A 24,162-nucleotide genomic window follows, 5' to 3' on the forward strand; every position below is an offset into this window, starting at 1 on the left:
CTAGACAGATTTATTTGTATTTGCAATTATCTTCTGCGAACGACGGAGGGGATTGATCGTGACCGAGGTGTTGGACGGCGTCATAATTGGCAGCGGGCATAACAGCCTTGCCTGCGCTGTTCATCTTGCAGCTCAAGGCTGGAAAGTCGGTGTCTTCGAGCGCGCGGGGGAACCTGGCGGTGCGGTCAAATCGGGCGAGTACACGCTACCCGGCTACCGCCACGACTGGGCGGCCATGAACCTTTCCCTGTTTGCAGGCTCCGCCTTCTTCAAGCAATACTCCGAGGAACTGGGCAGCCACGGCTTGGCTTTCGCGCCAGCATCCAATTGTTTCTCTTCCGTTTTTCCGGACGGCACCTGGCTTGGTGTCAGCAACGACCTGGAAACGACGGCTTCGCGAATCGAAAAGATCTGCCCGGAAGACGCACGTGTCTGGCGGGCGCTGACGTCGGAATTCCCGGGACGCGCAGAGACCTTGTTCGCGCTTCTGGGTAGTCCGGCAAAAAAACGTGCATTTGCATATATATTGTTCAAGGAGTGGCGAAAAAGCGGTTCGGACGGCGTGCTGGACCTTGCCCGCTTTCTGCTATCCTCGCCGCGCGACTGGCTGAACACAACCTTCACATCCCCGAAGGTGCGTGCCCTTCTTGCTGCCTGGGGGATGCATCTGGATTTTGCACCCGACATTTCAGGCGGCGCGCTGTTCCCCTACCTGGAAGGCATGGTCAATCAGGCCTTCGGCATGGTCTTGGGTCAGGGCGGTGCGGATACGATCGTCAAGGCCATGGTTTCGCAGATCGAGGCTTCGGGCGGATCGCTAACCTGCAATGCAGAAGTCACGCGCGTGATCGTCGAGAATGGACAGGCACGCGGCATCGAGCTCAAGGACGGTCGGCAGATCATGGCCCGCAAGGCGGTGATCGCCAACGTCGCCCCATCCGCCTTGCTGAAACTTGCGGGCGAAACCGGCAACGCGCGGTATGACCTCGGCCTGAAGAAATCAGCACATGCACCGGGCACGATGATGATTCATCTTGCCATGGACGCCCTGCCAGACTGGACCGCAGGCGAAGAGCTGAAAAAATTCGCCTATGTGCATATGGCTCCGGATCTCGATCAGATGGCACGAACCTATGCACAGGCCCAGGCCGGCCTTCTGCCGGAAGAACCGGTGATTGTCTGCGGTCAGCCAACCGTCGTCGATCCTAGCCGGGCACCGGAGGGAAAGCATGTTCTCTGGCTTCAGGTCCGCATGGCACCCGGCACCATCAAGGGGGATGCCGCCGGCAAGATTGCGGCCTCCGACTGGACCGAAGCGGCGGAGCCGTTTGCCGAACGCGCACTCGATATTCTGGAACGTTATGCCCCCGGCACGAGGGCCAAGATCCTCGGCCACCATATCGTATCGCCCGCCCTGCTGGAGGCGGACAATCCCAACCTGGTCGGAGGAGACCAGGTCTGCGGAAGCCATCATCTGACCCAGCATTTCATGTTCAGGCCCGTACGCGGCTTTGCCGACGGAACGACGCCGGTTGGAAACCTTTACCACACCGGCGCGGCCGTCTGGCCCGGTGCGGGAACCGGCGCAGGGCCCGGATATCTGCTTGCACAAAAACTTGCCGGATAGCGACAAAAACAAACGCACCGGCACCAGAGGTAAAATGGGGAACAGTAACCATGAGAGTTTCAAGACGCACACTGCTTAAAAGTGCGGCCGCCAGCGGATTGCTGACAGCCGTCGGAACACCGGTAGCATTCGCCAGCGACATCGAAGAACTGGTGATCGCCTATAACGTCAACCTGCCGAGCTGGGATCCGACGGTCGGCCCGTCCGCGGTCAACCCAACCATCCAGGGCATCTACCAGTCCGTGTTCGACATGTTCATTCATCAGAACACGGACCTCAGCTTTGCACCGGGCATCATCACCGGCTGGGGCTGGAACGACGACAAGTCGAAGATCTGGATGGATGTGCGCGAAGGCGTCACCTGGCACAACGGTGATCCGCTGACACCGGAAGACATCGTCTGGTCGCTGGAACGCGCCGGCAACCCGGACACGGGCAATCCGATCCAGTTCATCTGGGGCAAGGTTGGCAACTTCCAGATCGACGGCAACAAGATCACCGCCGACGTCAAGGAATACGAGCCCACCATCTTCAAGTGGATGAGCTTCCTGACCGGCTATGTGATGCCGAAGAAATACTATGAGGAAGTCGGCGCAGACGGCTTCGAGGCCAAGCCGATCGGCACCGGGCCTTACATGGTCGACAAGTTCGAGCGCAACGCCTTCGTCCGGCTGAAAGCCAACGAGAACTACTGGGGCGGCGCACCGGAATTCAAGACGGTCACGATCAAGTTCGTCACCGATGCGTCCAGCCGCACATTCGAAGTGATGTCGGGCAATGCGCATGTCACGCTGGAAATGCCTTACGAGGAATTCGACCGGCTGAAGGAAAACGACGGCATCGTCGGCACCGCAGCCCCGATCTCCGACATCGGCATGATTTTCATCAACGATGTCGATCCGATGCTGGACGAAAACGTGCGCAAGGCGATGGCCTATTCCATCGACAAGAAGACCATCATCGAACGTCTCCTGTCCGGATACGGCGTGCCCATCGACACGCTGCAGACACCCGACTATTCCGCTTATGATGCCTCCATCACCGTTCCCTACGACCCGGACAAGGCGAAGGAACTGCTGGCGGCATCCGGCTTCGGTCCGGACAATCCGGTCAAGTTCAAGATCCAGACCACCCGCGGCTTCAAGCCGAAGGACTACGAGATCATTCAGGCCATTGTCGGATTGTGGCGCAAGATCGACATCGAGGCGGAAATCGAAGTCTACGAAATCGCCAAGCATTACGAATTGCGCGCGGCCGATACGCTGGCCCCGGCAGCCTTCTACAACTGGGGCAATGCCATTGGCGACCCGACCACCTCGACCGGCTTTGCCATGTTCGGCCCCTCGCCTCACTCCGTCTGGGATGGCGAAGAGCTGATGCAGAAGATCCTGCCGCTTTGGGGCGAGGCTGACGAGGACAAGCGTATCGAAGGCTGGAAGGAAGTCGATCGCCACATTGCAGAAAATGCCCTGGTCATTCCGCTCCTGCAGTATGTCCAGCCGATCCTGCACAGCGACAAGGTCAAGGTCACGCCGCACGCTTCCGGCGCGCTGCTGCCTGCGTTGATGACGCGTTCCTAAAAATCCGGAATTTTCGAACCCGCCTTCGCCGCAACACCCTCTAAAGCTTGCTCCCGGGGTGTTGCGGCGACTTTTTCCGATTTTTGGACCAAATACCGTCATGCAAATCGTGCGCGCGCTGCTGACGCGCCTCATCACAACGCTTATCACCCTGCTTGGGGCCGCGATCATCGTGTTCGTGGTCATCCGGGTCGTTCCTGGCAACCCCATCGCCATGATGCTACCGCCCGGGGCGACAGATGCCGACATTGACCGGCTGAAAGCTCTTTACGGGCTCGACAAGAGCATCTTCGAACAGTTCGTGATCTGGATCTCCAACGTGATCCAGGGTGATTTCGGCACGTCCATCACCCTGCGCCAGCCGGTCTACGACCTGGTGATCGGCCGTTTGCCGGCCACGCTGGAACTCTCGGTCATGGCCTTGCTGATCGCCGTCATCATCGGAGGTGTTGCCGCTCTCACTGCAACGCTCTACCGCGGTTCCAAGGTGGAAGGCGGGATCGACGTTGCCGGCGGCATCGCGCTGTCCCTGCCGGATTTCCTTTGGGGCCTGGCGCTGATCCTGCTGTTCGGCGTGCTGTGGCCGCTGTTTCACATTTCCGGCCGGATATCGCCTTCGCTCGGGTTCGAGTTCAGCTCCAATTTCTATCTCTTCGAAGCGCTCGCCCGGTTCCGGTTCGATGTGGTGCTGGATCTCATGGGGCACATGCTCATGCCGGCGCTTGCGCTGGCAATCCCGTTGGCAGCCATCATCCTGCAGCTCCTCAAGCAATCCCTGAAGGAATGCATGCACGACGACTACATCACCCTGGCTCGCACCAAGGGCTATTCGGAAAGCTCGATCATCCTGCGTGATGCCTTGCCGAACGCGATCCTTCCCACGCTGACGCTTATCGGCGTCCAGTTCACATTTCTCATAGGCGGCACGGTCATCATCGAACGCCTGTTTTCCTACGAAGGTCTCGGCAACATGGCGATTGACGCGGTGATCAACCGCGACCTGCCATTGATCCAGGGCATCGTCCTGATTTTTGCCCTGCTCTTCACGATGGTCAATCTGGTGGTGGACATGGCCTATGCCGCCCTGAACCCGAGGCTGCGCCATGCGTGACGCCCGTGGACATATCCGTCGCCTGCCCGGCCTTCGGCTCTGGCTCAGTGGCGGCTGGCTCACCTTTCTGGTGCTGGCAGCCGTCTTCGCTCCCCTGATCAGCCCACATGACCCGCTGGCACAGGATCTTTTCGCCGGACGTCTGCCGCCCTTCTTCGAACAAGGCGCCGACCCGGCCTATTTGCTGGGAACCGACAGCCTCGGCCGCGACGTGCTCAGCCGCATGCTCTATGGCGCAAGACTTGCGCTGATCGTGGCGCTGGTCGCCGGGACGCTTACCTGTCTTATCGGGGCAACGCTTGGCCTGATCGCAGGGTACTACCGGGGCTGGGCGGATCTGGTGATCTCGCGCTTCATCGACATCTGGATGGCTTTTCCGCCGGTTCTGTTCGCGATCCTGCTGATTGCGGTTCTGGGAACCGGACTGATGTCCGTCATCATTGCCATTGTCGTCATTGACTGGACCCGCTTTGCGCGCGTCGTCCGGGCTGAAGCGATGAGCCAGGGAGCGATGGACTATGTGGCGTCGGCGCAGGTTGCCGGCCGCACCCGTTTCGGCACCGCCCTGACCGAGATCCTGCCGAACGTCCTGCCGACCATCGTCGCCCTCTTGACGCTGGAAATGGGTATCGCGGTGATCGTCGAGGCGATCCTGTCCTTCGTGAACCTGTCCATTTCCACGGACCAACCGACATGGGGCGGCATGATTGCCGAAGGCCGTACCTCCATCTATCAGGCCTGGTGGGTTCTCGTGTTTCCCTTGTTCGCGCTTTTCCTGACGGTGCTGAGCTTTTCCCAGCTCGGCGAAGGCCTGAAGGACCATTTCGATCCGGTGCTGCGATGAGCTTTTTGTCCATTCAGGACCTGACGGTCCAGCTGAAGAACGGCATGCCGCTACTCCGGCATGTCTCGCTTGATGTGGAGCCTGGTGAGGTGCGTGCACTTGTCGGGGAAAGTGGCGCGGGCAAGAGCATGATCGGCAAGGCTGTTCTCGGCATTCTGCCGAAGGCCGCAAGGTTGACCGGGGGCAAGATCCTGCTCGACGGGGAAGACCTGCAGACGCTTTCCCAAAAGGCAAGACGCCAGCGGATTGGCGCCCGCGCGGCTCTGATACCACAGGACCCGCTCACCGCGCTCAATCCATCCCGCCGTGTCGGGCCGCAGATCACGGACAGGCTGGTGGATATTCTCGGCTGGAAACGCCCGGATGCCGAGAAACGGGCGTTGGAGCTGTTGGAAGAGGTCCACATCCAGTCACCGGAACGGGTGATGAAGGCCTATCCGCACGAACTGTCCGGCGGCATGCGCCAGCGCATCCTGATTGCGTCCGCCTTTGCCGCCGAACCGAAGCTGATCATCGCCGACGAGCCGACGACAGCGCTCGACGTGACCGTTCAAAAGCAGATCCTCAAGCTGATCCGCGAAATGCAGCAGCGCCACGGCACTGCTCTGCTGTTCGTCACCCACGATCTGGGTGTCGTCTCGAAGATAGCCCAGTCACTGACAGTGCTCTATGCGGGCAAGGTGATTGAAGAAACCTCCGTCGAGAACTTCTTTGCCGCGCCTTCGCACGCCTATTCGAAGGCCCTGCTCGCGGCAACGCCGAAATACACTGACCCGCAAGGCTCACTGACACCTGTACCGGAAGGCGTGACGAAAGCGGTGGAAGCTGAAGTGGCTGCGTTCGACGCACAATTGAAGGCAGGAGCCCGGCCATGAGCAATATCATCTACGAGCTGAAAGACCTGCACGTCTCCTTTCCGGACATGTCCCGCAAACCGCTTCTGGGCGCGGCACCGCGGATCGACGTACTGAAAGGGCTATCCTTCGATATTCCCAAGTGCGAAGTCCTCGGCATTGTCGGAGGGTCCGGATCAGGCAAATCCACGCTCGGCAGGGCACTGATCCGCCTGATCGAACCGGACAGTGGCGCGATCCGGTTTGAAGGCACTGACATCACCCATCTTCATGAGGACAGCCTGCGGCCCTTGCGCCGGCGCTTCCAGATGATCTTTCAGGACCCGATGTCTTCACTCAATCCTCGCCGGCGTGTCGGCGGTATCATTGCCGGGCCACTGCGCCTTCAGGGACTCGACAACATCAAGGGCCGGGTCGACGAAGCACTCGACATGGTTGGCCTGCCCCGGCATTTCGCGACCCGCTATCCACACGAGTTGTCCGGCGGTCAACGCCAGCGCGTCGGGATAGCAAGGGCAATCGCCCTGAAACCCGACTTCATCCTGGCCGACGAGATCGTGTCCGGGCTCGATGTGTCCTCCCAGGCCCAGGTGCTCAACCTGCTGGAGAGCCTCGTCAAGGACCTCGGTCTCACCCTGGCCTTCATCAGTCATGATCTCTCAGTTATCCGGCGGCTGTGTACCCGCATCCTGGTGCTCTACAAGGGCGAGATTGTCGAAAACTCCGAAACGGCGGAACTCTTCGCCAATCCGAAAGCGGACTACACACGCACGCTGCTCGACGCAATTCCGCTGCCTGATCCGAAACAGGCCTGGCTCTGAAACAATAGCCCGGCACCGGTCCGGAATGCCGGGCCGATGCCACATGTCCGGTCGGTCCGTGGAATGCGTCTTCGTTTACCTGGGGTCGAGCCAGTGCGCTTTACCGGTCGTTGATCATCTCTTTCACCGCTTGCCATCTTGCCGGATGCTGGCCTCCGGCCATTTGCTGTTGGCGAATTTCCTCCATCCGGTCACTTCATTTCTTCCATGGGGTGACCTACTCTATCCTTTTGACAAAGCGCATCATTCCAAGGGGAGACGACACGATGGCCGCCATTCCGCCTGTTTGCGATTTTGGCTGGAAAGCACCCGATTTCGAATTGCCCGCGACCGACGGCAAGACCTACAAGCTGTCAGACATTGCCGGGCCCAAGGGCACGCTGATCATGTTCATCTGCAACCATTGTCCCTATGTGGTTGCCGTCCGTGACAGGATCCTGCGCGATGCCCGTGACCTGCAGGCAATTGGCATCGGCGTTGCTGCAATCAGTGCCAATGACGTCGAGAGCTATCCCGAAGACAGTTTTGAGAAAATGACAGAACTTGCACAGCGGGAAAACTTCCCTTTCCCTTACCTCTTTGACGAAAACCAGTCTGTCGCCCGCGCCTATGATGCGGTCTGCACACCGGATTTCTTCGGCTTCAATTCAGCGCTGGAACTTCAGTACCGTGGGCGACTTGATGCCTCCCGCAGGGAGACGGGGCCTGCAGATCTTCGGCGAGATCTGTTCGAAGCGATGCGACAGGTTGCAGAAACGGGCAAGGGACCGGAAGACCAGATCCCGTCCATGGGATGCTCCATCAAATGGAAGGCTGCATGAATCCGATTCTCATTTTCGACCTCGATGGCACGCTGATCGACAGCGCCCAGGATCTTCATGCAGCGGCATGCCGCCTTCTGGAAGGCGAAGGCCTGCCGGCGCTGCCGCTTGAAACCATCCGCTCCTTCATCGGCAACGGTATTCCGACGCTGGTTGACCGTATCATCGATGCCACCGGCCTGCAGACGCGAGATCGCACACGTCTCATTTCGAGCTTCCTGGAGGATTACCAGGCGCATGCGACCGATCTGACGGCCCCCTACCCTGACGTCGAAGCCACGCTCAACCACTTGCTGCAGTCTGGACATACATTGGCGATCTGCACCAACAAACCGCAGCGGCCCGCCGAGAAGATTATCGAGGACCTGGGTTTGTCCCGTTACTTCCAGGGCCTGGTCGGCGGGGACAGCCTGACGGAGCGCAAACCGGACCCGGCCGGGTTGCATTACCTGCAATCGTCCCTCGGCGGCGGTCCGGTCGTTTATGTCGGCGACAGCGAGGTCGATGCCGAAACGGCTGTCAATGCGGGCATGCCCTTTGCACTGTTCACCGAAGGCTACCGCAAACGTCCCATTTCCGAAATTCCGCATGCTGTGTCCTTTTCGAGCTTCAAGGACCTTCCGGCACTTGCGCAGAACCTGTTGTCAGCCCCTGCCTGACACAGGTTTTCGACAAGTTTACAGCCTTCAGTGCAGACATTGAGCTGGCCTGCCGGGGAAGCTATGATTGCCGCCGCACATGACGTGCGCCTTTCACCCGATTGACGGACCTGCGTTGACCAAGGCACTTCGACAGTTTCTCCTCCTTGCGATTGCCGGCACAGCATGCCTTTCCGGTTTCGGGTCTTCCTACGCAGCGGAGCCTGCGGAAACGGTCATCATGGCACCTGTTCTTGCCGCCCGAGCGGCAGCCGAGACAGTGCGCAAGGAACATGGACCGTTTTACACGGTCCGGGACGAGGCTGCCTTCCTGCAGCAGATGTGCAGCACCATCGAGGCGGCAGCGAATAAACAGGGCCTGCCACCGGGTTTCTTCGCCAAGTTGATCTGGAAGGAAAGCCGTTTCGACCCCAACGCGATCAGCCCGGCCGGTGCGGAAGGCATTGCCCAGTTCATGCCTTACACGGCCGCCAACTGGGGCCTTGAAAACTCATTCGAGCCAGTGGAAGCCATTGAAGCTTCTTCCCGCTTGCTGGGATATCTTTTTAAAGGTTACGGCAACCTTGGGCTGGCGGCCGCGGCCTACAATGCCGGGGAAGACCGTGTCGACAACTGGCGCCGTGGGCGCGGGCGCCTTCCTGATGAAACCCGCAATTACGTTTATTCCATCACCGGGCACAAGGCATCGGACTGGAAACAGGGCAAAGGGCCGGACGTCGACTTTACCCTGGACCAGACGCAGGATTTTCAGACGGCTTGTCAGGACTTCCGCCTGATCGAAGCGCCATTGCAACGCCGACTTGCCAATACCTACTACAACCGGGGACTGGCACTGGCGAAGTCGAAAGATTATTCAGCCGCGCTGCTTCGCTACACTGTTGCCATCCGGCTTCGCCCCGAGTTTCCGGAAGCCTACAACAACAGAGGGCTGGTCTACCGCATGATGGGCGATTATGGCGCTGCCATCGCCAATTATGATGTCGCTCTTAAGATGCGGCCCGGATATGCCGCAGCCTACAACAACCGGGGATACGCCAAGCGCAAGCTTGACCAATACCGGGAAGCGATAGCCGACTACGACAAAGCCCTGGCGATCAATACCAATTACGCCGCTGCACGTTTCAACCGTGGTTTCGCCCAGGCTCAACTTGAAAATTATACCGCGGCGATTGCCGATTACGACGTGGTCCTGAAGCTTGTCGCCAACCACCCCCTTGCCCTTTACAATCGCGGCAAGGCTCATCTTGCCGCCGGTCATCTGAACAAGGCGGAAGACGACTTCAACTCTGCGATCGCCCACAGCGACGGATTTGCCAAGGCCTATTACAGCCGTGCGAACCTGAGGCTGCGACTGGGCCAACGCGACCAGGCCAAAGAAGACTACCTGAAGTCCGTCTCACTCGACGCCGGCCTGGGGCGCGGCAAATACGCCATCGCTTTCGACTGACACCTGCGACTTGACGATTGCCTGGGGAGCACTCTTGCGAACTGCTATTCCTTAGGCACCTCGGTTCGGACCAGCGGCAGGCTGAAACCGCCCGTGTGATACTGGTGGCAAAGCGTGCATTCTTCTCCAGCCGCACGTTCCGTATGGCAGGTCGCGCAAGTGGCCTTATCGATCGGGGTGAAGTTCGGTGCGTGGATGGCAGGGTCACCTTGCTCGTAGCTCTTCAGATAGGTGTCCGCCCCCGTGGTGAGCGCGTGGCACGTCACGCATCCTTCCGTTCCAACTGCGCTGATGTGCGGGTCGTGAGAAAAGCGCGTGAAACGTGTCGTCACCTGAGCGGGATCGAAGGGGTGCCAGCGCACGGCCTTTTCAACGCCGGCTGTGTCGACGCTGTGGCACTTGGTACAGCGTCCCACCGCGCCCGGGTCACTGAGCGAGGCAAATACAGGATCCCGCAGGGCCTTTTCCTGATCCGTTGCCGCATGGCTCGAATAATCGAGCCATGTTTTCAGGAAGGGGTCTTCATGTCCCGTCGGGCGATACCGGATCGTATGGTCCTGCCGGTACCAGCCGCCGTAAAGAGCCCAGTTTTCCGGATCGAATGGTTCCTCCCGGGGTTGCGCAGAAGGGTCGTCAGTTGAAGTCGAGGTGTCGACAGGTTCGGCCGCATCGCTCAACAGGCCCGTTCCGCCTTCGTCTGCCGCAAGGATGTCCTCACCGGCAAGAATGTCGTCACCGGCAAGTATTTCCTCTCCGCCCGCAGGCTGGCCGAGAAGAGCGTCCCCATCGGAACTGCTCGAAGCGTCGTCCTCCGCCAGGATGTCCAAGCCGTCCGACACGTCGGCGCCTGCGTCATCCGCTATGGCAAGACCGTCTTCAACCAACGAGCCTTCGTCTGCAAGAATGTCATCGTCGGTATCTGCCTTGCCGGCCAATGCGTCATCGGCTCCTGCAGGCGCCAGCAACAGGTCCTCGGAAGCCAGCTCTGCGCCATCATCCGTTCCGCCGCCAAGGATGAGGCTATCCGCACCATTGTTTTCGCTGGCGGCATCGTCTGTCCCAGCCAGAATATCGTTGTCGTCCCCCTCGGAAAGGTTGTCCGACGCGACCTCTTCGGTTTGTACAGCGTTGTTCTCTTCAACCTCCTGCCGGGCTTCCTCGAACGCGCGGGTTGGCGTTCCGTCGGCGTGGCGGGCAAGGTCCTCGGCGAGATCCGGCAACCATTCCCGGTTGGCGGCGGCGATCACGTCGTGTGGCATCACTCCGACCATCAGCGCCATTTGCCTGTGGTCCGTCATGGTTTCGCTGTCCGCTGCCCCGGCGCCCATGGCGGCAGGAAGGCCATCACGCTCGATATTCGCGAGCAACTGCTTCACCGCCCAGGCCAGCGTTTGGACCCTTGCCAGAGCGTCCTCATCAGCCTCCCGCAGATCCAGAAGATCCAGGTCCGACACTTCTCCCACGATATCCCGGCCGTCCAGCACCAGCGCCAGAAGCGCTCGCATGAAGGGAGTAATTCCTGCCTCGGACCTTTCCGGCCAGGACCCGACGTCGATCCCCCGTTCCGCAAGCGTTTCGACGTCCAGGCCCGGAACAGAGAGGAAATTCGTGCCCTTCGGTCCGCTCACGATGGTCTGGCCGAGAATATCGCCACTGTGACAGGTCGCGCACATGCCTTCGAAATCTCGAACTGCCATGTAGCGGCCGTCGTTCCCCGCCTCATGGCAGGTCTCGCACATGGCCGGAACCTTCCCGGCACCATCGGGCTTCTCGGCGGTATCCGGGAAGTGCTTTCCGAAATGCGACTTGTGGTCAAAGATGATGCTGGTGCGCTGGTAAAAGGGATAGCCTGCGAATTGCGGATGACTGACCTCGAAACGCCCGAACTTCTCGACATGGCAGGTCTGGCACCTGTCATTGGAAACTTCGGTCAGTTTGCCCAGGCTTCCCTGGTGCTCCTGGTGACAGGTGGCACAATAGATGTTCTGCGACCCGGTATCTGAGCTACCTTGCGTCTGCCCTGCCATCGGCAATGAGAACTTGATGCGGTTTGTCCAGCTCTGATCACGCCCGGTGCCGACTTCCGCCGTGCGGGCAAGCGTCATCTGCCGGAGCTGTTCAACCGGCGTCGTATGTGCCGTGAACGGCTGCGAACCAACGTCGTGACAGGTGGTGCAAAGCGCTGCTGTCTGTTTCGGTCCTGCAGCTGTCGCGGCAAGGCCATGAAGCCAGCCAAGGCCTTGCGGACGTGCGTCGGCGTGGCACGACTGGCAATCTGTCAGGTTGGCGTGCTGGGCTGCAAGCCGGCCCGGCATCAGATAGTTCTTTGTCACCCCGCCGGAGAGAATGATCGCCACGAGCCCGGCAGTCAGCGCCGTGAGCCAGACTGCTGCCCGCCGCCTGCGCTTGCGCAGGCTCGGCTTCGGCGCGCAGGGTTCCTGGTTCAGACAGCAACTTCCGTCCGGCAGCGGACCATCGTCGCAAGGTCCGCTTTCCTGGCTCGAGCGCCGGCAAATCCAGCGGTCACCGTCCTGTACAGGCTGGCAGGCAGGCCCCGCCCTGCAGTTTCCTTTCCGGTCCGGTCCCAAACGACACGGACACCCGTCGGCAAGATGTCCGCAGACCCAGTCGTCCTGCGGCCGTTCATAGCGGCGTTCCTGAACACCAATTCTGCGTAACAGGCTCATGGTCAGGCAATTCCGCTCGAAAAGGCATAGGCAACAACGACATGCGCCAGGATTGCCAGGATCAGGGCATACGTTGGCGGTACATGCACAAACAGCCAGAGTTTCAGCAATCCGCCGTTGGCATACTGGAAATCAAGGTCGTTCTTGGCGCGCACCAGCTGGCGCATCCGTTCCAGACGCTCCTTGCCCTTGCCGTCCAGATACCGCTCGATCGATTGCAACTCGCCCATGATCCGCGAAATCGGCAGGCTCGACTGGCGCAGATGCGCGAATACATACCGCGGCCGCGCAAAGAACCGGCCGAGCTCCCGCTGGTAGACATTGGCAAGGCTGACGGAACTGCCGTCTTCCAACGACGCCAGCGCCAGAGTTTCCGCCTCGTCCGCGATTTGCGCGCGCAACACGGGAATGCGCTCGAACAGGACCCGGTCACCTCTGCCTTCCAGGCGCACGGGAACGATCCGGGCCAGAAAACCGCCGACACAGCCACTTGCCGAAACCAGCACGAACAGGATCCACAAGAGCCATTCCAGCGGCGCATTCGGAAACCGCAGATGCGTATGCACCAGAAAGACGCCGATGGTCAGGAACCCGAGGTAATAATGCACCTGCAACCAGTGGCGCACGCGCCCGAGCGGCAACGTGCTCAACTGCTTGCGAAACGTCAGCAGCAGCATGCCGGCCATGACCGCCACCAGAACCCAACCGTTGAGGAACTGGCTGTCGCGCAACGAGATCCGGTAAGCCTGGTTTACGGTCATGAAAACCGCGAGCAAAACTGCGGCCGCGCCAAGCTTCAACAGGATGTTGCGATTGAGGAGCCAGCTCATTTCAGCCACTCCAGCAGTCTTTCGGTGTCGCGCATGTTGACGCGCGCAAGCGCGTCATGCGGACAGGACTGGACACAGGCTGGGCCCGTCAGCTGATCGGCGCACAGATCGCATTTGGTTGCCCGGCTGATGGGCTGCCCTTCGCGATCCGTCACGAACTGCCCGTTCTCGTCACGGATCTCGACCATCCGGATATTGCTGTACGGACAGGAATTGGCGCAGGTCGCACAGCCGATGCAGGTGTTGTCGTCAATGACGACAGTCCCGCTGTCCTCGGCCCTGTGAATGGCGCCGGTTGGACAGCCGATCAGGCAAACCGGATCGGTGCAATGCATGCAGGCGCTCGCGATCATCGCGTTCTCGAACCGGCTCCCCTGCCGAACGAAGCGGGGGTTGTTGTCGTGGGCGGTCGCGCAGGCGCGCACGCAATCGTCACAGCCGACACAGCGCTCCAGGTTGATCAGCATGGCTTCCTCACCGTTGATGAAACGGTGATCGACGAGGAAGTCCATCATGCCCTGGCGCAGTTCCCCGCGCGTGCCGTCACGATCATCCGGCCTGCCCTGCCGCAGGAAGGAAGGATCGAGCCCCGGCAATACATGTTTCTGGACCAGATGCGTCGGAATGCGGATGACGTCGACATAGCCGATGGCGCGCAGGCTCGTATCCAGAACCGGAGAAACCTTGTCCCGCGCAAACGCCGCAATCGCATCCAGTCCGAAAACGTCGTTTTTCGACAGATGGCCAATGGTCCTGTCACCGTGATCGATCCGTTCGCTGACCCGGGCAAAGCCGCTGTTGATCAGCAACAAACCGTCGACGTGACTGCCCTGTTCACAAATCACCGGTTCCTGCTGGATGATGTGCTGCGCACCATCTTCCTTGGAAATTTCAGTCTTGAACCGGTGGGTCCAGTTGAAATTGCCATAGGTTTCGAACAGGGCCTCTTCTGCGATTTCCGCCAGCGCTGTACTGTCGACATGGGCAAAGACCGGGCATTCCTGCAAACGGGTCAGCAAACCGCGTTCATGGTAAAGCTGGTCGATCTGCTTGCGGAAGCCATCCGACCAGTCTCGAATTTCGCGCAGCCCCTGCCAGCGCAGCTCGAACAGGACAGTGTCGTCCTCAAGGGCATAGATGGTCGCGCGCCTTGGGCTTCGGGTCAGGGCGGCCAGCTCGCCGAACATCTGCGGGGCTTCCAGCAGGAAAGTCTCGTGCTTCGCAATCAGCTCGTCCGCGTCGACACGCAGGGCAGCTTCCACCGCATTTGCTCGTGTGCCTTCATTGACTGAAGCGGCCGCGGACAAAGGTCTGCGAGACCGCCGCCGCGCAGGGCGGTACTCTGGCGGACGCTTGCGCGCGAACAGTTGCGCAAGCGACCTGCGCCAGGATTTCTGTTGCTTGCGGCCCGAGCCGGCGGTCGGCGCAGACGCAGTCAGGCCGAACACGGATCCGGACAGAATGATGAACAGCGAACTTCCATAGTCACCCTTGCGCAGGACAGTTTCGCCCTTTTGAAAGGTCCTGATCCGGCCATCATTCGCAATGACGCTTGCAACCGGCAGCCACGAGGGAAAGTCGGCCGGATTGACGTCGGCAAACGCCGGCAGGGCCAGGACACGGTCCACCGTCTCCCGGTCCAGCGGTTCCTTGCCGAATGGCTCGTCCCAGCGCCGGTTTCGCTCGTCGCGAAGCTCCTGATCCAACAGTCCGGCTCCCTACTGCGTCACGGGTCCCTTGAACTTGTCGGCTCCCGGAATGTACTTGTCGACCGCGGCGAACGTCGTCCCGTCGTAGGTGTCGGCAAACTTGAGGCCGAGCACGGAGATCTTTGCCGCGGCATCGGTCAGCTCATCCTGGTTGTTCAGCTTGAGCTTTGCACCACTTGCGATTTCCTGGATCGCACCCAGTTCGGGCACTTCGGGCAACAGCTTGGCAAGACTTGCCATGACCTTCGTGGCATTGCTTGCCCGTTTGGCCATTTTCACGGCGTAGTCCTTCTTCTCGGTCGCCTTGCTAACGCCGATCAGTGCCGTTTCCAGCTCGACGATACGCCCGACGAGGAACAGCATCCGCTTGCGTTCGATGGATGCTTCCGGGTTGGACTTGGCCTTGTTGTACCAGGTGTTGTGACGCACCTCGCCCTGGCTCCAGCTAACCAGTTCAAACGCACTGCCGGGCGTGTGACCGCCGACATTCACCAGTTCCTCGTTCGGCACCAGGTGACAGCTGAAACAGTTTTTCGCCAGTGCGTAAGTCATCTTGGGCCGGATCATGCCGGCTGCCTCGGCCTTTTCCCACCGTGCGGCAATTTCCGCCTCGGTTTCCTGACCTTCCTTCTTGCCGCTGAAGTCCGAATGGACCTTGTACCATTCCTTGGCAGGACCATGGCAGGACTCGCAGGAATTGCCGGCAATCGCCTTTTCCTTGCCGTCCACCGTCTGCATGGTGAAGTGACAGTTGGTGCAAAGGCTTTCCGCCTTAAGTCGCTTCACGCCCATGTTGGCGGCGATTTTTTCGGCATCCTCGCTCTTGGGCAGATCCCTGAAGGTGCTGAAGTGATGCGTGTTCTGCCAGATCGAGGTTTCCTTCTTGTGGCATTCCGCACATTCGTTCGGTCCGACAATCATGCTCGGGTCGGCCTGAGCCGGGGCAAGTCCGGCCAGCACGAGATATCCGACAGCGCACACGGCAAGGCAGGACGCCGCCTGGCGCAAGCCCTTCAGTAATCCAGCCATATCCAATCCCTCAATCCTTTGATCCAAAAATGATGGACACCCTCTCGCGTCGTCAGGCGTCCAGAATGACATTGCCTCCCGGGCAAGCGATACACATGAGCACCGACCCTTGCGCCGGGCTGCTGGCGGGCCGCGTGACATAGGTCACGTCGCCTTCCTTGAGCGCTGTTGCGCAGGTTCCGCAGTTGCCCGCCCGGCAGCCGGAAGCGACCCGGATGCCGTTGCGTTCGGCCAGATCCAGCAGCGTTCCGTCCTGCTCGTGCCAGGAAACCTTCTTGCCGGAGCGCGAAAATTCCACCTGCACGCTTTCAGCCGCCTCTCCTGAAATTGTCGGCGACTTGACGGTTTTGACGGACGCAGGCCCGAATGCCTCGAAGTGGATATCGCTGTCCGGTACGCCCCAATCGCGCAGCTGCTCCGTCAACGAAGACATCATCTGCGGAGGGCCGCAAACATAGAACTCGTAGTTGGAAGACGTCAGATACCGCTTCAGCACATCAACTGTCAGGAAGCCCTGGCAATCGTAATCCCGTCCCTCAACGCAAGCGTCGGTCGGTGCGCTGTAGAGCACGCGGTAATGGACGTTGTTCCGCCGCTCGGCGATCTCCCGGATTTCGTCGCACAGCACAATGTCATCGCCGCTACGCGCGGCGTGGAAGAAATGCACTTCGCGGTGGCTGCCGGCATCGTCAAGCGCTTTCAGCATGGACAGCACCGGTGTCAGGCCGACACCACCACCAATCAGGACTACCGGCCGTTCCGATTGCAGGTCCAATACGAAACCGCCCTTGGGCGCTTGCACATCGACGACATCGCCTTCCTTGAGGTTGGCATGGAAATAGGTCGAGGATAGCCCACCAGGTACGGTTTCACCGGCATCCGGCGGCGGTGGCAGTTTCTTGATCGTGACCCGGTACCGGTCCAGACGGGAGGGACTGTCGGACAGGGAATAGCACCGGATAACAGGTGCAGGCTGATCTGAAATCGGCAGTTCGAACGTCAGGAACTGGCCCGGTAGAAATGGTGGAAGCTCGCCTCCGTCATGCGGCTGAAGATAGAACGAGCAGATATCGCCGCATTTGTTTTCGACACGCTTTTCGACAATCCGGAACTTGCGTTTTCCGGCCCAGGTCGATCCGGACTTGAGCCTGTCGACTTCCGCATTGCGCAGAGCAGCCTGCGCCAGATCGTTGAAATGCTGCAGGTGCCTGGCGTCCAGACGTCTTTCGCGAAAGACGGCCGCCACAGATGAATAAACCCCGAGGCAGAGCTGAAACAGGGCGAGCGCAACAATCGTACCACCGCCGATTTGCAGTGCCAGGATCATGAGCAGGCCGCCTTTCCGACCAGAAATGAGCCGATGTTTCTCATCAGAACCTCGTTCTCAGTTCCATTCGCAGTCCCGTTCCCGCCTTCCGGTCCTGTCCGGCGGAAACAAACCCGTCGACCTGAATGCTGCTCCTGTTGTTGAGGGCATGCAAGAGTTGGCCGCCGAATGCGACCACACCGGCGTCGCTGCCGTCGGTATCCTTGCGACCACCGAGTTCCATAACAAGCTGTGTCTTGTCCTCGTTGAAGAACATCTGGTGGCCGATAGATCCACCAAAGACGCTGTCTGCCCGGTTGGAAAGTGCAGACCCGCCCAGACCAACAGCCGGAGCGGCAAACAGGATGCCAACCTGCCCCAGAGGACCACCCGTGAGGCTGTCACGGGCAGCGGAGGTGTAGTTGCCCATAGCCCAGAAGGCGTTGGCATAGACGACGTTTTCAGACGCCGTCACGGTGCGCGAAACTTCCGAAAACATCAGCACGCCGTTGTCGACAGCCGGGCCTCGCTTTTCGATCGCGGTCGAGGTGTTGATCCGGAACGCCGTATTGTAAAGCCCGAACCGCTGTACGGCGGACGCCCCGAAATAGAAGCCGTCTCCCCCCTCGTCCTCATCGCTGATGACATAGGCAAGATCCAGATTGGCCGTGCTCTTGCGGAAATCGGCCTCGGTGAACAAGCCGAGAAGGAAGGCACTGTCGTCGAGTTCATTGTCGCCGCGGCGGATATTGTTCCAGCCGAAAACGCCGGTGGCCCTCAGATCCGGCGTCAAGCCGGGAATGACGATCGTGTCGCGCGTAATGCCGAGCGCGTCGACACTGTCGTTGATCATCATGCCTTCCTGAAAGAACAGGGGCTGACGGCCGATGGAAAATCCGAAGTCGAAATTGCGGTTGTCGTCCGGGTCGAGGTTCGGGAAAATCTCGCCGAACTCACCTTCGAAGAAAAGTGTCGTCACATAGGGATTGAGCCCGTTGACATATTCAACGCCGCCTTCATCCGTATAGAGAATGCCCGTGTTCCGGCGTTTTTCCGTCAAGGGCGAAAACCCGATGAGGATCCGCTCGGTGGGTGTCAGTTTCAGATTGGCAAAGATGTCGATACGGCTCGCCCAGAACTGGCGCGGATCTTCAACGCCGTTGGCATAGTGGCCAATTGCGGTGCGCGCGTCGCCGAACACCCAAAGCGCCGGTTGCCAGATTGCCCCGGTCGGCAATTCGATACCGGGCGCAAGATTTCCGCTGGCGAGGAATTTCTCGCCGCGCTGGAAGATCGGTGGCGTCGGTTCGGGCTCCTCATCTTCCGCTATGATCGGAACTGCATCGGTGCTCAATTCGCTTGAATGGTGGTCACCGGCAATCAGGGGGGCAGGCCCGCTGTTCTCTTCCTGATGCTTGCGGACTTCCGCTTCCGTGACCATGGGAATTGGGTCGTCGCTCAAGGCACTGCCCGCTGCCCATACCTGCCCGCTGGACTGCAGAAGAAGCGCAGCCGAAGCCACCGTCGTGATTGCCCACGCTCTGAACCGCCGTCCCCGAGTTCTGCTTGCCTGATACCTCATTTGAGCACGACACTCGCCTTGCGCGTCCACAGCACGGAGCTGCCCTGCACCACCTTGCGCGCGATACCGGCCGGGCTCATGCCGTAGTCGAAGCCCGCTCCCTGAATGGCCGCGATCAGGTTGACCGGCACCATCTGGGAAATCAGCTTCACCGAGATGGAATAGCGTTCACCCGGCTTCAGGTTTTCGGCGGGAACGGCATAGGTCGCGGTGCGGCTTGCCCCCGGTTCCAGGTTCTGCTTGTGCTTTCTGGCCCCGCGCGGCCTGCCGTAGATGGTGGTTGCCCGGCGTTCCGGCCGAACGAGCGGCAGAACGTCCGTCGAAGTGTTCACCGCCAGCACCTGTTCGCGTTCACCGCCACGCAGCAGGCGGACCACGAACTTGGATTGCAGGCTGAACAGGTCCTTGTCGAGCTTCAGCTCGCCATTGTGAACGTAAAGCGAGTGGGCATCGCGAACGTCGCCATTGGGGTCCCGGTCACCGGACACATAAACCGTGTTGCCCTTGCTGTCCTTGACCGTCACCTGAAGGAATATCAGCCGTTCGGCGTCAAACCCGGTCGGCACACCGTGTCCGTCCGTGCCGCTGCTGACATCGACGGAGAACTTGAGAGCCCGGCTGGTGTTGTCGACAATGGTGATGTCGCTCAGCTTGAAGCCGTTGCGCAGCACCTGAAGCCGTGCCTGACGCGCCTTTTCCAGCCGCTCGAACTGGGTATCCAGGATCTCGCGGCCATCATAACGATCATCGATGGACGACCAGGCTTCGGGAAACTTGTAGCCGTCCTTGACGTTGTCCTCGAACTTGTCCGTTCCCCAACCGGCACCGACATTGAACTGCAGCCATTCAGCCAGCGTCTTGAACTCCGCCGCCTCGACGTTGTGCGGGAAAATGCCCGGATGAATGATCGAGTAATCAGGGCCTGCAAACATGTGGTTGGTCAGTTTGCGGTTACGGGTCGGGACATCGCCAACGATTGCGGCGGGGCCGTAATCATAGCCGGAGGCAACGCCCTGAACCTTGCCCATATGGCAGTCCTGACAGGTCTCGCCCCGCTTGGCGGCCGGCGAGCGCTTGTATTCGGCAAAAGCCTCTTCCAGCTTGAAGCCGTTGAACAGCGTCACATCATGGCAGGTGCCGCAAAAGCCTGGCTTGGTGAGCGCGAAGAAAGGCTTCGCCTCGGTATGGATGCTGCGTCCCGGATCATCCTTGCTTTGGGAAACCCGGTATTCCTCGGGCGTGTTCAGAACGCGCTTCAGCTCCTCGCCGCCCTTCGGGCCATAGACCGGCGAGAACACATCCCCCTCTTCCAGCGCGAACCGGCCACTGATCTTGCCGTAGTTTCGGCTGACGCGGTGGCAGGCAACGCAGGTGATGCCTTCCCGTGAGGTCGGGTTGCGCTTCAGGTTTGAGACATAGAGCGACTCGCCGATGTTCATCCCGACCGGGTTGTGACAGCGAATGCAAAAGTCGCCGTTGGTCGCGCTGGTCTTCATGTTGATGGTGGTCTGCATCGCCATGTAGATCGGGCTCAGCTGCGCATAGGCATGCTGAGACACGGACCATTGCTCATACTGGCCAGGGTGGCAGGTCGCACAGGTGTTTGCGGAGGGATATTTGCTTTCCAGGAAGAGCTTTTCATGCTCCGCATTGGCTGTTCGCCGGATCGTTTCTTCTTTTTTCTTGCCTTCAACGGTTTCGGTCAGCCCGGTTCCGCCGCCACTCAGCAGGTCGTCATCATCGCCAACTGTCAGAAGGTCATCATCGGAGAGAAGATCGTCGTCTCCGGCCAGAAGGTCGTCGCCGGAAACATCGGCCCCGTCGCCCGCAAGCAGGTCATCACCTTCAAGCAAATCATCCCCGGCAAGCAAGTCATCGCCAGCCAGAAGATCATCTCCATCAGCCTTGGGATCATCACCTGCCAGCAGATCGTCACCATCGGAAACAGAGGCGGCACCGGGTTCCTCTGCGGTCAGCAGATCATCGCTTCCGTCATCGGAAGGCAGCAGGTCGTCACTGCTGTCCGTCAGAATCGCCTCATCCGAAACCGCGTCTTCGGCGGGCGTCAGCAAGTCATCATTCTGTTCGGCTTGCGCCAGGATCAGGCGATCGCCGGCGCTCCTGCCGTTTTCGAGTTGGGATACGAAATCGACCAGCGCCCGTACATCGCCAGATTGGATAAGCTGCTGGTGATACTGCCGAAATTCGTCTGAAAAAGCGGCTGCGCGATCAACACTGCCAGCGCCGGAAAGGGTGAGTATTCCGAAAAGAGGCTTCAAAAACGGTCGAAAAAATTCCGATAAACGCGACATTCCAGATCCACACAAAACATGTTCTCAGGCCATCGCTTACACCGATCCCCCAACTCAAATTCACACTACGGAAACCTCAGGACAACATCAAAAGAAAACTGTTCACAAATTAGCCGCATTTTCGCCTTGGTAAATTCGCGGCTAACCGCAGAAACAAACAGAGCAACGCACTGTCGCGTCGCTAACCGGTGCCTTCAAATTTCGGGCAATGGCGTGAATCAATTGCGTTGCCGGCAGCATTCGCCCGGAAGGTCACAAAGTTGCTGCCGCTGTGTTTCCGCTCGCAACAACACATTCTCGCAAAACAATGTTTGCGTCACACCAGCACACAGACTGGATTACCTGCAGCGCAGCGAAATAGGACTATGAAGGTGGGAAGAAGGAAAGTGGCGGAGAGGAAGGGATTCGAACCCTCGAGACGGTTGCCCGTCTACTCCCTTAGCAGGGGAGCGCCTTCGACCACTCGGCCACCTCTCCGGTCCGTCCCGTTTAGTGCCCGAAGCCTTGGGAAGCAAGCCCTTTTTTGATTTTCAGAGTAGGTTTTCCACGCCCGCAGCTTTGCACCTTCATGTAAGAACATGCAGAGAACAGATACCGAATTGCAGATAGATTTCTGCAAAACTCCGACAGTTTGGTTCTGATTTGTTCCCGGGAACTAACGATCAGGCCTGATCAGCCTTTTTCTCTAACTTACTGACCTTATGGCGGACCCTGTCGTTCCATTCCGCTCCATCCGCACCGTTGTGAATTCTCCGGTGGCAGTTTGGACAGATCGCCGTTACTGAATCCGGACGATCGGGGCCATCGTCTGCAAGACGTTCAATGTGATGCGCCTCCAGATACGCCGAACCATCTTTCTTAGAAAATGGTGCCGGCTGCTCACACGCTTCGCACAGCCCTCGCGCTCTGGCCAGCACGTAGTCACGGACCGCCTTGCTGCGCTCACGCCAAACAGTGAGCGCCTTTCCAACCTTTGGTTTGGAACCGGCAGGGTCCGCTGCTGTATAGGCGGCCTGCCTTAACTCAACCAACGTCTTCCTTGATGCTCCCGGCACTTCAACATCAAAAGTTTCATCTGAACGCAGCGTTGGTGTGTCCACACGCACCAGATCGAACACAATCAATTTTCTTCGATTTTTTTTCTCATCGAACCCGTCGACTTCGTTCCAATCTACAAAGTCAAAAAGACCAACGTATCGAACACCTTTTCCTTTCCCAAGGTCCTCAAAGAGCAAGATGTCTTCGTTGTTCTGCCTGTGGTTTCGGATCGCGGCGTTTCCATTAGTAAAGGTCATGTCTCCTGACTGGCCTTCCCCCGTGTATTTGAACACTCCTTCCGCGGTCCAACCGTCTTTGTACCCGTACTTCGCCCCGCTCTCACCAGAGAAAATAAATACAACGGGGAACTCCTTCGGAGTCCAGATGCCAGCTTGCAACTGTCCACCAAAGAGGTCCCTCAACCCCTTACGAAAATAGGTCTTTCCAACTTCCAGCACTTCCGCTGGATGTGTAACTTTCGAAACGACAAAGCCAAGTTTCTCAAAAACAGGCACAACGGTTGCCACCCCGCCGGTAAAGTCTCTGGACCTCAAGGCCTTCCCATGCTGCTTGCCGTACGCAACGCCGTACATTGCTTTGGTATCGTATGTTTTACCCCCGTGGTGGAGAGTATAAGTGCGGGCTCGCTTGTAGCCGTACTTTTCAAGAAACGCGTCTCGTCCGAGCGCATCGCACTCTTCAATCGCGTCTAGAACGGCGTCTCGAGAATTCAGGTCATTATATTTCATGTGTCGTCACTCATTTTGGCAACGGTTTTGCTGGCCGGCTCGCCGTTCAGAAAAAGCTAAAAGTCGGTCGTCGGTTCTATGGCATGGCTAGATACGCGCTCTGCGCCAGCCCGCCTGCCTGGCATTAAATTCGGAGCAGAAATAACGCTCCCCTTTGAATGGATTGATTCGCGTTGCCCAATAATATTTTTGGCCAGGGACGTGATAAATACGCTCGCCCGTTCGTATACTAACGTTGCCCTTGATGCCGCATCCTACCACTCTTGGCCCGGGCTCCCAGGCAACGGACAATGCTAGTAGTGCTGTCAGTGCAATAGCGCCAATTTTCTCAGGTGTCATACGCCCCTCTCACCAACCAGAGGATAATATGCCATCGTTGGTCAGCAACTTACAATGGCATTGCTTTGCGCCATTTTATGCTGCCACCATAGGTAAAAGGACGGAAAATGTGCGGCCGTTACACCCTCATAAGCCCCTGGCGGGAACTTGTTCGCCTCTATAGGCTCAATGACAAGTACCTGCAGCGGAACACCGAAGCACGCTACAACATAGCTCCCACACAGGAAGTTCCGTTCATCCACTTGGACAATGACGGAAACCAAGTTGTTTCTGATGGTCGGTGGTGGTTGGTCCCACATTGGGCGAAGGAGCTACAGAGTAAGTACCCAATGTTCAATGCGCGTTCTGAGGATGCGGAAAAGAAGCCGGCGTTTCGGGATGCATACAAAACCCGCCGGTGTTTGATCCCCGCCGATGGCTGGTACGAATGGACGAAGGGAGAAGACGGTGGACGGGACCCATGGTTCATTCACCTGCCGGACATGGCGCCGTTTTCTTTCGCTGGTCTATGGACACACAACAATGCGCTTGGCGTAACGTCGTGCACGATCCTTACAGCTCCCGCAGTGGCACCTATCAGTCAGGTGCACAACCGCATGCCCATTGTTCTGGATCAGGCTGCATACGAAGATTGGATCAGCAGCGAGACAAGTGTCAAAGATGCAAAAGCGCTACTTGGGCAAAATATGCGTGCTCAATTCGAACTTCATCGAGTTGATAGACAAGTGAACTCGGTAAACGCATCATCCAACAAAGAATTTGTCCGAGAGATATAAACTACTTCAGCTGCGCTAAAGATTTGATCAAAATAGATAAT

General features: G+C 58.9%; 18 protein-coding genes and 1 tRNA gene. 10 read left to right on the forward strand and 9 right to left on the reverse strand.

Annotation, left to right across the window (positions count from 1 at the left end; genetic code table 11):
• The first annotated feature begins 67 nt into the window (after positions 1-67).
• From HCG46_RS25925 to HCG46_RS25965, 9 genes are all read left to right on the forward strand, one after another.
• Positions 68-1,627: an NAD(P)/FAD-dependent oxidoreductase gene (locus tag HCG46_RS25925; protein ID WP_168688022.1), complete on the forward strand. Its 1,560-nt coding sequence runs from the start codon at positions 68-70 to the stop codon at positions 1,625-1,627.
• Positions 1,628-1,677: 50 nt separating this feature from the next.
• Entirely contained in the window at positions 1,678-3,207 is a 1,530-nt protein-coding gene (locus HCG46_RS25930) for an ABC transporter substrate-binding protein (protein ID WP_168687878.1), read from the forward strand.
• Between the two features lie 100 nt (positions 3,208-3,307).
• Positions 3,308-4,318 (forward strand): ABC transporter permease, encoded by a 1,011-nt coding sequence (locus HCG46_RS25935; protein ID WP_055659064.1) that lies wholly within the window; start codon positions 3,308-3,310, stop codon positions 4,316-4,318.
• Positions 4,311-5,162, forward strand: coding sequence for an ABC transporter permease (locus tag HCG46_RS25940; RefSeq protein WP_022997713.1), 852 nt, complete (start codon positions 4,311-4,313; stop codon positions 5,160-5,162). Before HCG46_RS25935 ends, HCG46_RS25940 begins: the two co-directional genes overlap by 8 nt.
• Positions 5,159-6,037 (forward strand): ABC transporter ATP-binding protein, encoded by an 879-nt coding sequence (locus tag HCG46_RS25945; protein ID WP_022997714.1) that lies wholly within the window; start codon positions 5,159-5,161, stop codon positions 6,035-6,037. The genes HCG46_RS25940 and HCG46_RS25945 overlap by 4 nt, the downstream gene beginning before the upstream one ends.
• On the forward strand, positions 6,034-6,837 hold the full coding sequence (locus tag HCG46_RS25950) for an ATP-binding cassette domain-containing protein (protein ID WP_168687879.1): 804 nt from the start codon (positions 6,034-6,036) through the stop codon (positions 6,835-6,837). The genes HCG46_RS25945 and HCG46_RS25950 overlap by 4 nt, the downstream gene beginning before the upstream one ends.
• Before the next feature lie 266 nt (positions 6,838-7,103).
• The gene (locus HCG46_RS25955) at positions 7,104-7,658 is read left to right on the forward strand and encodes a thioredoxin family protein (RefSeq protein WP_075281999.1); all 555 of its coding nucleotides are present in this window, start codon (positions 7,104-7,106) and stop codon (positions 7,656-7,658) included.
• Positions 7,655-8,317: a phosphoglycolate phosphatase gene (gene gph / locus HCG46_RS25960; protein ID WP_031268069.1), complete on the forward strand. Its 663-nt coding sequence runs from the start codon at positions 7,655-7,657 to the stop codon at positions 8,315-8,317. Before HCG46_RS25955 ends, gph begins: the two co-directional genes overlap by 4 nt.
• Before the next feature lie 115 nt (positions 8,318-8,432).
• Positions 8,433-9,764: a tetratricopeptide repeat protein gene (locus tag HCG46_RS25965; RefSeq protein WP_168687880.1), complete on the forward strand. Its 1,332-nt coding sequence runs from the start codon at positions 8,433-8,435 to the stop codon at positions 9,762-9,764.
• Positions 9,765-9,808: 44 nt separating this feature from the next.
• Here HCG46_RS25965 and HCG46_RS25970 read toward each other — a convergent pair whose 3' ends face one another.
• From HCG46_RS25970 to HCG46_RS26010, 9 genes are all read right to left on the reverse strand, one after another.
• The gene (locus tag HCG46_RS25970; RefSeq protein WP_168687881.1) at positions 9,809-12,451 is read right to left on the reverse strand and encodes a hypothetical protein; all 2,643 of its coding nucleotides are present in this window, start codon (positions 12,449-12,451) and stop codon (positions 9,809-9,811) included.
• 2 nt (positions 12,452-12,453) lie between these two features.
• Positions 12,454-13,281, reverse strand: a complete 828-nt coding sequence (locus HCG46_RS25975) for a hypothetical protein (protein ID WP_022997721.1) — start codon at positions 13,279-13,281, stop codon at positions 12,454-12,456.
• Complete coding sequence (locus tag HCG46_RS25980) at positions 13,278-14,987, reverse strand: 4Fe-4S dicluster domain-containing protein (RefSeq protein WP_168687882.1); 1,710 nt, start codon at positions 14,985-14,987, stop codon at positions 13,278-13,280. The genes HCG46_RS25975 and HCG46_RS25980 overlap by 4 nt, the downstream gene beginning before the upstream one ends.
• A gap of 12 nt (positions 14,988-14,999) precedes the next feature.
• Positions 15,000-16,019 (reverse strand): cytochrome c family protein, encoded by a 1,020-nt coding sequence (locus HCG46_RS25985; protein WP_168687883.1) that lies wholly within the window; start codon positions 16,017-16,019, stop codon positions 15,000-15,002.
• A 52-nt stretch (positions 16,020-16,071) separates the two neighbouring features.
• Positions 16,072-17,346 carry a 2Fe-2S iron-sulfur cluster-binding protein gene (locus tag HCG46_RS25990; protein WP_168687884.1) on the reverse strand — a complete coding sequence of 425 codons (1,275 nt, stop codon included), beginning with the start codon at positions 17,344-17,346 and terminating at the stop codon, positions 16,072-16,074.
• A gap of 43 nt (positions 17,347-17,389) precedes the next feature.
• On the reverse strand, positions 17,390-18,787 hold the full coding sequence (locus tag HCG46_RS25995; RefSeq protein WP_168687885.1) for a hypothetical protein: 1,398 nt from the start codon (positions 18,785-18,787) through the stop codon (positions 17,390-17,392).
• Positions 18,788-18,903: 116 nt separating this feature from the next.
• On the reverse strand, positions 18,904-21,186 hold the full coding sequence (locus tag HCG46_RS26000) for a multiheme c-type cytochrome (RefSeq protein ID WP_168687886.1): 2,283 nt from the start codon (positions 21,184-21,186) through the stop codon (positions 18,904-18,906).
• 420 nt (positions 21,187-21,606) lie between these two features.
• Positions 21,607-21,696, reverse strand: a tRNA-Ser gene (locus HCG46_RS26005).
• Positions 21,697-21,881: 185 nt separating this feature from the next.
• Positions 21,882-23,006 carry an HNH endonuclease signature motif containing protein gene (locus tag HCG46_RS26010; protein WP_168687887.1) on the reverse strand — a complete coding sequence of 375 codons (1,125 nt, stop codon included), beginning with the start codon at positions 23,004-23,006 and terminating at the stop codon, positions 21,882-21,884.
• 446 nt (positions 23,007-23,452) lie between these two features.
• Between HCG46_RS26010 and HCG46_RS26015 the strand changes: the two genes are divergently transcribed.
• Positions 23,453-24,121 (forward strand): SOS response-associated peptidase, encoded by a 669-nt coding sequence (locus HCG46_RS26015; protein ID WP_168687888.1) that lies wholly within the window; start codon positions 23,453-23,455, stop codon positions 24,119-24,121.
• Positions 24,122-24,162: the final 41 nt, after the last annotated feature.

Source organism: Labrenzia sp. PO1, assembly GCF_012273635.1.
Classification (GTDB): Bacteria; Pseudomonadota; Alphaproteobacteria; order Rhizobiales; family Stappiaceae; genus Roseibium; species Roseibium algicola.